The sequence below is a fragment of the Nocardiopsis changdeensis genome (assembly GCF_018316655.1).
Taxonomy (GTDB): Bacteria; Actinomycetota; Actinomycetes; order Streptosporangiales; family Streptosporangiaceae; genus Nocardiopsis; species Nocardiopsis changdeensis.
This window is the reverse complement of record NZ_CP074133.1, coordinates 7,017,331-7,029,085: the sequence shown is the minus strand read 5'-3', so window position 1 is coordinate 7,029,085 and position 11,755 is coordinate 7,017,331. Positions and strand designations below refer to the sequence as shown.

Sequence of the window (11,755 nt, the reverse complement as noted above, 5' to 3'; positions counted from 1 at the left end):
TCCTTGAAGATTGCCACACGCGCGGGAGCCGCCTCGCCGAGCGGACTCGAACTGCTAACAGAAAGCTCACGAACACGTCGCATGGCGGTGAACCGCCCGCGTCCAGTATCCGGGCGTGAGGCAAAGTCCGAGGTAGAAGGATCACACTTGACCGTCCGCACCACCAACGGGGGGAAGTGTCCAGGTAGGCTCGTCTGTCGGCAATGTTCACACCAAGTCGCGCGGGCATGACACGAGCGACGGCGAAGGACCGACCGAGAGCGCCGTGAACCGCGCTCGGGACATGAAGCGGTGCGGGGGCACCGCTGGAGTAGACGACGAATCGCAGAATCGCAGACGAGCCCTCTGCGGTCCTCGCGCGCCGGACCTGCCCAGGGGCGGTGTTCACGGAACCTCCGTGAACCGGCCCGAAGGTTCGGCCGTCGAACGGAGGGTGGGGGAAGGTCCCCCGCCGAACGATCGACCCGAGGATCCGGGGAACCCCGTTTCCGGCAATCCGCGGCCAGCCCTTCCCCCGGCCAAGTGCCACAGGCGAGCCCACGACACGTGAGACAGCACTGAGCACATGACGCACTCTTCAAGGACCCGGCATCCGAGGGCGAGACACGTGACCACGACGCACGACAGGGAAAAGAGGACCACTCCGGTGGCGGGGCCCTACAGCGGCTCCATCCCCGTCGTGCGCGAGGTCCCGCCCAAGCCCGGGCTCCCGGTCGTCCGCGCGGTCAAGTGGCCCAGCGTGAGCGAGATCGCATGGGGTCTGGCCTCGGACCGCATCGCGATCATCCTCGCGGTCGCGCTCATCGTGGTGACGATGCTCGCCGCGGGGCCGCTGCACCCGCTGGACAACTTCCTCAACGAGTTCCACCGGCCCTACTTCGAGGTGCTGCGCGAGCCCCTGATCCACTGGCCCGACAACGTGGCCTCCCGTTACGTGGCCCTGCCGGTGCTGGGGGTGGTGGCGCTCCAGCTGGCCTACTGGCACCGCAGCTGGCGGCCGATCGTGCTGAGCGCCGTGGGCGTGGTCGGCGTCATGTCGATGGTCTCGATCATGAAGCTGGCCATCAACCGCGGCCACGCCAAGCACTACGACCCGGACTTCTTCGCGGGGGCGGGGAACGTGGCGTTCCCCTCGGGGCACGGGTCCAACGCGATCCTCATCTACGGGCTGGTCCTGTACATGATCATCAGCTTCGGCGCGGCCCGGCCGCACGTCATCCGGCGGCTGGGGTACACCATCGTCGCGATCGCGCTGCTGCAGTCGGCGGTGTCGATCTATCTGCACTTCCACTGGTTCTCGGACCTGGTGGCCGGAATGATCGCCGGCGGGTTCGTGCTGCGGCTGACGATCCGGCTGGACCGGATGTTCCCGCACGGGCGCACCGCCGAGTGGTGGCCCTGGTACGGGCACGAGGGCGAGGAGGCGGCGACCGCCTCCTGAGGCCCCGGCGGGGGGCGCGGACCGGAACGGCCCGCGCCCCCTTTTTTCGGCCCTGGCACCGGCGGCCCGGTCCGCGCCACCTCCGACGGGAATACCGGCAGGGGGTATATCGCTTGCGGGGGGTGAAGGCCATACGGCGCGGCGATCCGTTCGGAGGATACCCCTCCTGGGTATGTTCCGGGGGAGAGGAGAGTGACATGAGCGCACACGACCACGACGGCCACCGCTCCGGCGGGCGCCACGACGCCCCCGCCCCGCCCGGTGTCCCCGCGCCCCGCCCGGACCACGGCGCCACCGACCACACCGGTCACGCCGAATCCGACGCCGGCTCGGACCACCCCGAGCACTCAGAGCCCTCAGGCCCCACCGAACACCGCGGACACGCCCGCCACACGGGACCCGCCGGCGGTTCGGACCACTCCGACCACAGTGGGCGCGTGAGTCCCGATGGGCACGCGGGTCGTTCCGGCCCTGGTGCGGCGCACGTCGGCGAGGGCGAGCACGCCGGTCACGTGGGGCCCTCGAACCACGTCGACCACGGTGGGCACGCCGGACACGCGAGTTCCGATGGGCACGCGGGTCACGGTGACCACGGTGGGCACGACGCCGACCACGCGGGCCGTTCCGGCCATGGTGAGGGGAACACCGGCGGGGGCGAGCACGCGGGACATGCGGGTCCCGGCGGCCACTCCGGGCACATGGGGCACGGCGGGGGGCACGGGGACCACGCGGCGGTGTTCCGGACGCGGTTCTGGTGGAGCCTGCTGCTCAGCCTCCCCGTGGTGTTCACCAGCCACATGGTCTCCGGGTGGCTGGGCTACCACGTGGCCGAGCCCCTGACCTGGATCCCGCCGGTGCTGGGCACCGTCGTCTACCTCTACGGCGGCTGGCCGTTCCTGTCCGGGGTCGCGGACGAGCTCAAAGCGCGCAGGCCGGGGATGATGACCCTGGTCGCGATGGCCATCACCGTCGCCTTCGGCTCCAGCCTGCTGGCCACCTTCGGCGTGGTGGGCATGGCGCTCGACTTCTGGTGGGAGCTGGTCCTGCTGGTCGTGGTGATGCTGCTCGGCCACTGGCTGGAGATGCGCGCGCTGGGCCAGGCGTCCGGCGCCCTGGAGGCACTGGCCGCGCTGCTGCCGGACCGCGCCGAGCGCGTCGGCGCCGACGGCGCGGTCGAGGAGGTCGCCATCGCCGACCTGCGCACCGGCGACACCGTGCTGGTCCGCTCCGGCGGCCGGGTGCCCGCGGACGGCACCGTCGTACAGGGCGCGGCGGCCGTGGACGAGTCCATGATCACCGGCGAGTCCCGCACCGTCACCCGCGGCGAGGGCGACCGGGTGGTCGCCGGGACCGTGGCCACCGACTCCGCGGTCCGCGTCCGGGTGGACGCCGTCGGCGAGGACACCGCCCTGGCGGGCATCCAGCGGCTGGTCGCCGAGGCGCAGTCCTCCACCTCCCGCTCCCAGGTGCTGGCCGACCGCGCAGCGGGGCTGCTGTTCTGGTTCGCGCTGGGCGCCGCGATCGTCACCGCCGTCGTCTGGTCGGCGCTGGGCGAGGCCACCGAGGCCGTCGAGCGGACCGTGACGGTGCTGGTCATCGCCTGCCCCCACGCGCTGGGGCTGGCGATCCCGCTGGTCATCGCGATCTCCACGGCGCTGTCGGCGCGCAACGGCATCCTCGTCAAGGACCGGCTGGCCCTGGAGCGCACCCGCCTGGTGGACACCGTCCTGTTCGACAAGACCGGCACCCTGACCAAGGGCGCCCCGGCCGTCGTCGACCACGCCGCGGTCCCCGGCGGGGACGCCGCCCGGGTGCTGGCCCTGGCGGGGGCGGTCGAGGCCGACTCCGAGCACCCGCTGGCCAGGGCCGTCGTGCGGGCCGCCGAGGACGCCGGCGGGGTGCCGGCCGCCACCGGCTTCCGGTCGCTGACCGGGCGCGGGGTGCGGGCCGAGGTGGACGGCCGGACCGTGCACGTGGGCGGTCCCGCGCTGCTGGAGTCCCTGGGGCTGGCCGAGCCGCGGGAGCTGGAGGAGCGCACCCGGCCCTGGCGCGAGCGGGGCGCGACGGTGCTGCACGTGATCGCGGGGGAGGAGGTCGCCGGGGCGCTGGCCCTGGCCGACGAGGTGCGGCCGGAATCGCGTGAGGCCGTCCGGCGGCTCAGGGATCAGGGGATCTCGGTGGCGATGGTCACCGGCGACGCCCGCAACGTGGCCGACGCGGTCGCCGCCGACCTGGGGCTGGACGAGGTGTTCGCCCAGGTCCTGCCGGACCAGAAGGACGCGGTGGTGCGCGACCTCCAGGAGCGCGGCCGCACGGTCGCGATGGTCGGCGACGGCGTCAACGACGCCCCCGCGCTGGCCCGGGCCGACGTCGGCATCGCGATCGGCGCGGGCACCGACGTGGCCATCGAGTCGGCGGGTGTGGTCCTGGCCTCCGACGACCCCCGGGGTGTGGTGGCGGTGCGCAGGCTGTCGCAGGCGAGCTACCGCAAGATGATCCAGAACCTGGTCTGGGCGGCGGGGTACAACGTGCTCGCGGTGCCGCTGGCGGCGGGTGTGCTGGCACCGGTCGGGATCGTGCTTGCCCCGGCGGTGGGCGCGGTGCTGATGAGCCTGTCGACGGTCATCGTGGCGCTCAACGCCCAGTTGCTGCGCGGGGTGGACCTGTCCCCGGCCGATTAGGGGCGACCGTAAACCGGACCACGGCACCGGGGAGGGGTGGCGCGAAAGCGGTGCGGAGGGGAGGATCGGAGGGCCGGTCCTCCCTGACGTAGCGGGAAGGGGCGGCCGGCGAGGGCCACCGCCCCGCTTCGGATACGGGGCGGCGGCCCGCTCCTCACCGCACCGCGGCGGCCTTCTCCCAGGCCGGGTCGTAGTCCGGGTGGTCGGCGTACACCAGCGCCATGCAGGCGAGCACGCGGGCGGCGACGGCGGCCGCGGTCTTCTCGGCGCTCTCCTCCCACAGGCCGGAGTCCGACGACCAGGACGGGGAGCCCCCGTCGTCGAACCAGTCGCCGAACCACCCGGAGACGGCTTCGACCCAGGCCCAGTCCTCGTCGGCCGAGGCCTCCCGGCGCAGGGCGTCCAGCGCGGCGACCAGTGCGCGGTGGGACCGGGCGACGGGGTCGCCGGGCGGCGCCTCGCCGATCCTGGCCCTGATGAAGTGTTCGAGCCTCTTCTCCGCCTTGCCCATGTCAGCTCCCCTGTTCGGGCGGTCGCAGTGAGTCCAGGTGTCCGGCCAGCACGCGGACGGCCCGCTCCGCGGCGGCCCGCCGGTCCGTGGCGCCGACCAGGCCGTGCAGGGCGAGGCCGTCCACGAGGGCGTGCAGGCGGGTCGTTTCCAGGTCGGGGTCGGCGTCGGGGCGGACCTGCCCTGTCTCGCGCAGGTGCTCGAGCACCAGACGGCAGGCCTCGCGCAGGCCCTGGTGGGCCTTGTCGCGGATGGCGCGCAGTCCCCGGTGGGCGGGCATCTCGGCGATGATCGCCACGTCGAGCTCCATCTCCGCGCGGCGGGTGTCGTCCAGCGGGAGGAACTCGTGGAGCATGCGCTCGGCCATCTCGCGGGGGTCGTGCAGCCCGACGTGCCGCACGACCCGGGACCTGGCGCGTTCGTAGACCAGGGCCATGGAGAACTCCAGCAGTTCGGCCTTGCTGGGGAAGACGTGCCGCACGGACCCGACGGCCAGTCCCGCCTCCGCGGCGACGGTGCGCACGGAGACGGCCGCGACGCCGTCGCGGAGGATCACACGCCAGACCGCCTCGGCGATCTCCTCCTTGCGCTGCTCGTGGTCGATCAACTTGGGCATGGAGACATGCTAGCACGACTGTGCTACTGTCCTGGTACGGTCGTGCTACTAAAAACCGGAGGGGAGTCCCGTGTTCGAGTTGGTCTCGGAGAACCCGATCGCCGCGGTGATCGTGATGTGCGAGTTCGGACTGTGGGTGCTGCTGGGGGCGGGGCTGGCGCTGCGCTACCTGCTCCGGTGGCGCGCCCTGAGCACGCTGGTGCTGTGGTCCATCCCGCTGCTGGACGTGGTGCTGGTGGTGGCCACCGCACTGGACCTGCGCGGTGGCGCGGAGGTGGGGATGATCCACGGGCTGGCCGCCGTGTACCTGGGGTTCAGCGTCGCCTTCGGGCCCGCGATCGTGCGGTGGGCCGACGTGCGGTTCGCGCACCGGTTCGCGGGCGGGCCCGCCCCGGTCAGGCCGCCGAAGCGGGGACCGGGACGGCGCGCCCACCTGATGCGCGAGTGGTACCGCGTGGTGAACGCCGCCGTGATCACCTCGGTCACCCTGCTCGTCCTCGTGGTCCTGTTCGCCGCCCCGGAGGGGCGGGAGGCGCTGCTGTGGTGGATCGGCCGGGTGTGGCTCGTGGTGGGCCTGTGGTTCGTGTTCGGTCCGCTCTGGGAGAGCGGGAACATCCTCGCGCGCGGCGACGAGGAGCAGGACGAGCGCGCCGGACGCGGCGAACGCTCCGCGCGGTAGGACGCCGGCGCTCCGGGCCCGCCCGTCCCGGCCGGGCCCGGGAGCGGGGCCCGGTCGAGGTGTCGACATGTTCCCTGGTCAGGCCCGTTGTTTCACGTGAAACAACGGGCCGCCGTCATGCCGCGGCGCGCTCCAGTGTCGGGTGGTCCAGGCAGGCGGCCATCGCACGGTGCCACTTGTTGCCGCGGAACCCCGGCTCCAGCGCCGCCAGGGTCGACGCGTACTTGGTGAACGCCACCTCTCGGAACCCGAGAGCGTGCAGCCGCCGCTCGGTCTCCGTGAGCCCGCCGCGCGTCTTGACCTCCAGCAGCGCCCGCCCCGGCCGCATGGCGACCGACCATCCCCCGCGCCGCCCGACCAGCTCGGTGTCCACGGTGACCCGCTCCTCGCCCGACAGGGCCACCGCGGTCGCCCGGCGGTAGTCCGTCACCGCGCTCGGCACCAGCACGTCCGGCGGCTCGATCCCGTACGCGGTGAGGGAGTCGTCCAGGAAGCGCCGGGTGGCCGGGGTGAGCCGTTCGGGGGAGCCGTCGTGCTCCACCCGCACCTTGTCGGTGATCCCGCGCGCGCCCTTGAGCTTGACCTCGAACATCCGCGTCCCGGTGTCCTCGTAGGTCCGCACCCGCACCTTGTACCGGAGCCGCCGGCCCTGCCGGTGGTCCCGGAAGCACCGCAGGTCCGGGGTGTCCAGGTAGGTGGAGGAGTACCGGAACGACGTCCGTCCGCCGATGGTCAGCACCCCGAACCGGGCGGGGGAGAACAGGTCGTCGACCACCTCCTCCGGCACCAGGTACTTGCGGCAGGTCCGCGTCACCAGCGCGGCACGCTCGTTGATCTCCTCCAGGGAGAGCGCGGGCAGCCCCGCCGGAGCGCTCATCGGCCCTCCCACCGGGAGGCCGAGCCGCTGCGGGCGGGCGCCGCGCCCGGCGCCGGGACCCGGAACCGCACGTCCACGACCATCAGGTCCCGCACGTAGTCCACCTCGACCACGTCCACCCGGGTCACCTGCGCGCGCAGCCGCGCGGCCAGGTCCTGGCGCAGCGCCACCGGGTCCTCGTGCACCGCGTCCAGGGTGAGCATCCGCCGTTCGTGCCGGGACAGCAGTCTGGGGTGGTCGCCCACGTACATCACGGTCAGCAGCAGGGCGTTGAGCCCCAGCAGCACCCACGGCGCCGACATCGCCACCGCGTTGATCAGCCCCAGCGCGATGGCCGTGAAGTAGTACCCGATCTCGCCCTGGCTGATGAGGTCGGAGCGCAGGCGCAGGATCGACAGCACACCGAACAGCCCGAACCCGACCGCCAGTGCCACTTCCTGGCCGGTCATCATCGACACCACCGCGAAGATGCCGGTGTTGAGCGCCACGTAGGCCAACAGGAGGTCCCGCCGACCGTGGCGGCGGAAGTAGAGGACGTACGACAGCAGGGTGATCGCGATCATGTCGATCGCCAACGCGAACCAGAACATGGTGACCATCGTGTGCCGCACGGGTGAGGCGGTCATGAGCGCCGCATGAGGGAATCCTCATGCGGGGGACACGGGTCCGCCACCCGCCGTCCACCCCGCCCCGGACGCGCGAAGGGCCGGGGACGCGCCCGTCCCCGGCCCCGTTCCCGGCCCCGCCTCCGGCGGCCTCAGTCCATCAGCCGGTACCCCATGCCGCGCACCGTCACGATCCGGTCCGCGCCCACCTTGCGGCGCAGCGCCCGCACGAACACGTCGACCACGTTCGACCCGGGGTCGTAGTCGTAACCCCACACGTGGGACAGCATCTGCTGCCTGCTCAGCACCTGTCCGGGGTGCCGCATCAGCAGCTCCAGCAGCGCGAACTCCCGCGCGGTCAGATCCACGGTGTCGCCGTCCACCGCGACCCTCCGGGTCCTCAGGTCCAGGGCCAGCCCCCCGGCCTGGAGCACGGTCAGCTCGCCGTTCCGCTCGCGGCGCATCCGTAGCCGCACCCGTGCCAGCAGCTCCTCGAACCGGAACGGTTTGGTGACGTAGTCGTCCGCCCCGATCTCCAGTCCGGTCACCGTGTCCCGCACCCCGTCGCGGGCGGTCAGGATCACGACCGGGGTGTCCACCCCCATCGAGCGCACCCGCCGCAGCACGTCGAACCCGTCGGTGTCGGGCAGCCCCAGGTCGAGCAGCATGAGGTCGAACCCGCCGGTCACGGCGTAGTCCACGGCCTCCGCGCCGGTGCCCACCACGGTCGTGGTGAACCCGCCCGCGGTCAGCCCCTTGCGGATGAACGAGGCGATCCTCTCCTCGTCCTCGACGATGAGGATGCGGCTCACAGCTGCTCCCTTCCCTGGGGGATGACGAGGGTGAACGTGGACCCCTGGCCGAGCGCCGAACGCAGGTCCACCCTGCCCCGGTGCGCCTCGGCGATGGCCCGGACGATCGCCAGGCCCAGCCCGGCGCCGCCCCCGCCCGCGCGGGCCGCCCCGCCGCGGGAGAACCGGCCGAAGATGCGCCCCTGTTCCTCGGGGGCGATGCCGGGGCCCTGGTCGGTGACCCAGAACAGCACGTCGGGGCCGTCGACCATGGACCCGATCCTGATGGTGGACCCGGGTTCGCTGTACCGGACCGCGTTGGCCGCCAGCTGCACCATCGCCTGGGTGACGCGCTGCGGGTCGAGCCGCCAGTCCCCTTCGGCCATGGCGTCCAGCCGCCAGTCGCGGTCGCCCAGCCGCCGCACGTGGGCGTCGATGTCGCTGGTCAGCTCGGCCAGCGACACGGGCTCGGCACGCACGAAGTCGGGCTGCTGGGACTTGGCGAGCAGCAGCAGGTCCTCGACGATGCGGCCCATGCGGTCCAGCTCGTCGGTGACCAGCCGGATCACCTCGCGCCGCTCCTGCGGGTCGTCGCCCATGAGCTCCAGGTGCCCGCGCACGATGGTGATGGGGGTGCGCAGCTCGTGCCCGGCGTCGTCGACGAACCGCCGCTGCTCGGTGAACGCCCCCTCCAACCGGTCCAGCATGCTGTTGAACTGCTGGGCCAGGGCGGCGATGTCGTCGCGCCCGGACACCTCGATGCGCCGGGTCAGGTCCTCCTCGGTGATCTCCGCGGCGGTCTGGCGCACCAGCCTGACGGGGGCGAGTATGCGTCCGGCCACCCACCAGGCGGCGCCGCCGGCGGCGACCAGGCCGACCAGGCTGACCAGGGCGATCGTCCGCACGGTCTCGGCGACGGACTCCTGGTCGGGGTCGGTGAAGTAGCCGGTGACGAACCAGCCGTCCGCCCCGGCGGCGTCGGGTGAGCGCACCCGGACCTTGACCCACTCCATGGGTCCCGCCGGGGTCTGGAGGGAGCCGCGGCCGTTCGGGTCGTCGAGGATCTCGGCGACCAGCTCGGGGTCCGCGGACACGTCGAAGAGCGGCTCCTGGGCCTGGCGGATGCGCCCGGCCTCCTGGGAGGCCGCACCCCCGGCGGCGCCCCCGCCCGGGGCCGCGCCCGCGGGACCGGAGGAGCCCTCGACCCAGCCGAACAGGATCTCCGACGGGTACGGGAACTGCCGGGCCAGGTGGACCTCCATGAGTTCGGAGACCTCGGTGAAGGCGGCCCCGGTGTCGGGGTCCTTGCCGACCCTGGCGAACTCGTTGAACTCGCCGAGCTCCTGCTCCAGGGCCCGGTCGGCCCGGTCGCCCACCCCGCCGCTCAGCGCGCTCCAGGTGACGAGCACGACCAGGGCGAGGGTCAGGGCCATGAGCAGGATCACCCACGCCATGATGATGAGCCGGGCCGGCAGGATCCTCCTGTGCCCGTGGTGCTCCTCGGCCGCCATGTCCCGGAGCACCATGGTGGGGAACACCGCGGTGTTGCCGGAGGACGCCCGGCGGACCCGGTGGGCGTCGGTGCCCAGGTCCTGTGTGGGGGAGTCGGGCCCGTCAGTCGTCATCGTCGTCCCCGTCGTCGTCATCGTCGCAGCCGTCATCGTCGTCGCCGACGCAGGCTGTGGGGGAGGGGGTCGGGGACGGCTCCTCGCTCGGCGGCGCGGACGTCTCGGACGGCTCCTCCCGGTCGGTCACAGGCGGTGGGGGCGGAACGACGTTATCCCCTCCCGCCGATACCTCGGCCTCGGGCACGGCGCCGGGGGACTCGCCCACGACGACCTCGCCCGGGGGCACCGGGTCGGCGTCGCCCGACGACAGGTTCCAGGCGAGCCCCGCCCCCCCGAGCAGGACCGCCGCGACGGCGGCCACCGCCGCCGGCAACACCCATGGTGATCTCATACTCCCCGAGCCTGCCCGGAGGGGGCGAAGACGCGATGAAACGCACATGAGGTTTTCTTCATCCGCGCACACGGGACGGGCCCCGGGACCCCGAGCGGGGTCCCGGGGCCCGTCGGGCCGCCGGTCAGGCGTCGGCCCCGACCCGCCGCCCGGCCCGCCCGCTCCGCCCGGCCAGGACGGCGGTGACCACCGCCAGGGCGGCGCTGATCCCCCACACCGCCCGGTAGGCGTCCAGGGAGGGCAGGTCGGTGCCCTGGATCAGGAGCATCCCCAGCAGCGAAGCGGTCAGCGCCCCGCCGACGCTGCCGCCCAGCGTCTTGAGGTTGTTGTAGAACGCGGTCGCGCTGCCCGAGCGGTCCTCGGCGCTGTCCTCCACGATCACCGTGGGCAGGGCGCCCAGCGCCAGGCCGAACCCGAGCCCGGCCACGGCGAAGCAGGAGACGAAGGCGGGCAGCGACGCCCACGCCGTGGCCAGCCCCACCGTTCCCGCCGCCATGAGGACGAACGACAGGCCCACCGTCCGCCGGTACCCCAGCCGGGTCGCGATCGGCGCGATGCCGCTCGCCCCGATGAACGCCAGCACCGTCGGCACCGCGATGACCAGGCCGATGCTCATCACGTCCAGCCCGAACCCGTAGCCGGTCCGCTCGGGGTCGCTGGACAGGTAGGTCACCGCGATGCTCTGCCCGCCGAGCATGATCACGCCCAGCGTGAACCCGCCCAGGTACTGGGGCGCGATCCGCGGGTGCGCCACGGCCCGCACGTCCACCAGCGGGTTCTCGCTGCGCAGCTCCACCCGCACCCACAGGACCAGCAGCACGACCGCCAGCACCGCGCCGCCGAGCACCACCGGCGACGTCCACCCCAGCTCGTTGCCCTGGGAAACGCCGCCCAGCAGGCTGACCAGCGCCAGGCCCAGCAGGATGCCGCCCGCCCGGTCCATCCGCCCCGAGGCCCGGTTCCGCGACTCGGGCACCTTGAAGTACGACAGCACGAGGCAGCCCGCGGCCAGCACGGCCAGGATCCCCAGGGTGACGCGCACGTCGCCGAGGGCGGTCTGGAGCACGCCCACCAGCAGGACCCCCAGCAGCGAGCCCAGGGTCAGCGAGCCGACCAGCATGCCGATGGCCCTGCGCCCCTGCTCGGGGGAGAGGCGGTCCCGGACCAGCCCGATCTCCAGCGGCAGCAGGGCGGCCAGCGGGCCCAGCAGGGCCCGGCCCACCAGCAGCACGCCCAGGGTGGGCGCCAGCGCGACGACCACGCTGCCCACGGCGATGCAGGCCAGCGATACCCGGAGCATGCGGCGGTACCCGTACAGGTCGCCCAGGCGGCCGAACACGGGGACGCTCACCGCGGCCGACAGGTACTGCACGGCGTGGATCCAGTGCAGGTCGGCACCGGAGATGTCCAGCTCCTCGCGCAGAGGCGGCAGCAGCGGGGTGATGGAGCCCTGGAGCAGGCCGCTGGTGAGCTCGAAGAACACCAGCAGGCCCACGACGGCCACCACACCGGTGGTGGCACCGGGCGCCGCCGTGCTGTCGGGCGACGAGGGGGGAACGCTCATGGCAGGCCTTCCGTACGGGGAGAGGGGATGGGCG

The 11,755-nt window shown here is 73.1% G+C and carries 12 protein-coding genes; 3 read left to right on the top strand and 9 right to left on the bottom strand.

Annotated features, from left to right (window positions below):
- Positions 1-679 precede the first annotated feature (679 nt).
- Entirely contained in the window at positions 680-1,441 is a 762-nt protein-coding gene (locus tag KGD84_RS31555) for a phosphatase PAP2 family protein (RefSeq protein WP_370634674.1), read from the top strand.
- 356 nt (positions 1,442-1,797) lie between these two features.
- On the opposite strand, the gene KGD84_RS31550 is transcribed toward KGD84_RS31555, so the two are convergent.
- Positions 1,798-2,169, bottom strand: a complete 372-nt coding sequence (locus tag KGD84_RS31550; protein WP_220565941.1) for a hypothetical protein — start codon at positions 2,167-2,169, stop codon at positions 1,798-1,800.
- Positions 2,170-2,175: 6 nt separating this feature from the next.
- Here KGD84_RS31550 and KGD84_RS31545 point away from each other — a divergent pair, with 6 nt between their 5' ends.
- Complete coding sequence (locus KGD84_RS31545) at positions 2,176-4,122, top strand: heavy metal translocating P-type ATPase (protein WP_370634626.1); 1,947 nt, start codon at positions 2,176-2,178, stop codon at positions 4,120-4,122.
- A 154-nt stretch (positions 4,123-4,276) separates the two neighbouring features.
- Here the strand turns inward: KGD84_RS31545 and KGD84_RS31540 are convergent, their stop codons facing one another.
- Both KGD84_RS31540 and KGD84_RS31535 read right to left on the bottom strand, forming a co-directional pair.
- Positions 4,277-4,633 carry a hypothetical protein gene (locus KGD84_RS31540; protein ID WP_220563934.1) on the bottom strand — a complete coding sequence of 119 codons (357 nt, stop codon included), beginning with the start codon at positions 4,631-4,633 and terminating at the stop codon, positions 4,277-4,279.
- A gap of 1 nt (position 4,634) precedes the next feature.
- Entirely contained in the window at positions 4,635-5,246 is a 612-nt protein-coding gene (locus tag KGD84_RS31535) for a TetR/AcrR family transcriptional regulator (protein WP_220563933.1), read from the bottom strand.
- 70 nt (positions 5,247-5,316) lie between these two features.
- Between KGD84_RS31535 and KGD84_RS31530 the strand changes: the two genes are divergently transcribed.
- Positions 5,317-5,925: a hypothetical protein gene (locus KGD84_RS31530; RefSeq protein ID WP_220563932.1), complete on the top strand. Its 609-nt coding sequence runs from the start codon at positions 5,317-5,319 to the stop codon at positions 5,923-5,925.
- Positions 5,926-6,040: 115 nt separating this feature from the next.
- Here the strand turns inward: KGD84_RS31530 and KGD84_RS31525 are convergent, their stop codons facing one another.
- The 6 genes from KGD84_RS31525 to KGD84_RS31500 form a co-directional block, all read right to left on the bottom strand.
- Positions 6,041-6,802: a polyphosphate polymerase domain-containing protein gene (locus KGD84_RS31525; RefSeq protein ID WP_220563931.1), complete on the bottom strand. Its 762-nt coding sequence runs from the start codon at positions 6,800-6,802 to the stop codon at positions 6,041-6,043.
- Positions 6,799-7,392 (bottom strand): DUF4956 domain-containing protein, encoded by a 594-nt coding sequence (locus KGD84_RS31520; protein WP_220565415.1) that lies wholly within the window; start codon positions 7,390-7,392, stop codon positions 6,799-6,801. The genes KGD84_RS31525 and KGD84_RS31520 overlap by 4 nt, the downstream gene beginning before the upstream one ends.
- Positions 7,393-7,559: 167 nt before the next feature.
- The gene (locus tag KGD84_RS31515; RefSeq protein WP_220563930.1) at positions 7,560-8,219 is read right to left on the bottom strand and encodes a response regulator transcription factor; all 660 of its coding nucleotides are present in this window, start codon (positions 8,217-8,219) and stop codon (positions 7,560-7,562) included.
- The gene (locus KGD84_RS31510) at positions 8,216-9,823 is read right to left on the bottom strand and encodes a sensor histidine kinase (protein ID WP_220563929.1); all 1,608 of its coding nucleotides are present in this window, start codon (positions 9,821-9,823) and stop codon (positions 8,216-8,218) included. Before KGD84_RS31510 ends, KGD84_RS31515 begins: the two co-directional genes overlap by 4 nt.
- A complete protein-coding gene (locus tag KGD84_RS31505; protein WP_220563928.1) occupies positions 9,813-10,157 on the bottom strand; it encodes a hypothetical protein in 345 nt (114 codons plus the stop codon). Before KGD84_RS31505 ends, KGD84_RS31510 begins: the two co-directional genes overlap by 11 nt.
- A 124-nt stretch (positions 10,158-10,281) precedes the next feature.
- Entirely contained in the window at positions 10,282-11,721 is a 1,440-nt protein-coding gene (locus KGD84_RS31500; RefSeq protein WP_220563927.1) for an MFS transporter, read from the bottom strand.
- Positions 11,722-11,755 lie beyond the last annotated feature (34 nt).

Coding starts and splice junctions, on each gene's coding strand:
- KGD84_RS31540 (WP_220563934.1), bottom strand. CDS start 4,633: ATGGGCAAGGCGGAGAAGAGGCTCGAACACTTCATCAGGGCCAGGATC.
- KGD84_RS31535 (WP_220563933.1), bottom strand. CDS start 5,246: ATGCCCAAGTTGATCGACCACGAGCAGCGCAAGGAGGAGATCGCCGAG.
- KGD84_RS31525 (WP_220563931.1), bottom strand. CDS start 6,802: ATGAGCGCTCCGGCGGGGCTGCCCGCGCTCTCCCTGGAGGAGATCAAC.
- KGD84_RS31520 (WP_220565415.1), bottom strand. CDS start 7,392: ATGTTCTGGTTCGCGTTGGCGATCGACATGATCGCGATCACCCTGCTG.
- KGD84_RS31510 (WP_220563929.1), bottom strand. CDS start 9,823: ATGACGACTGACGGGCCCGACTCCCCCACACAGGACCTGGGCACCGAC.
- KGD84_RS31505 (WP_220563928.1), bottom strand. CDS start 10,157: ATGAGATCACCATGGGTGTTGCCGGCGGCGGTGGCCGCCGTCGCGGCG.
- KGD84_RS31500 (WP_220563927.1), bottom strand. CDS start 11,721: ATGAGCGTTCCCCCCTCGTCGCCCGACAGCACGGCGGCGCCCGGTGCC.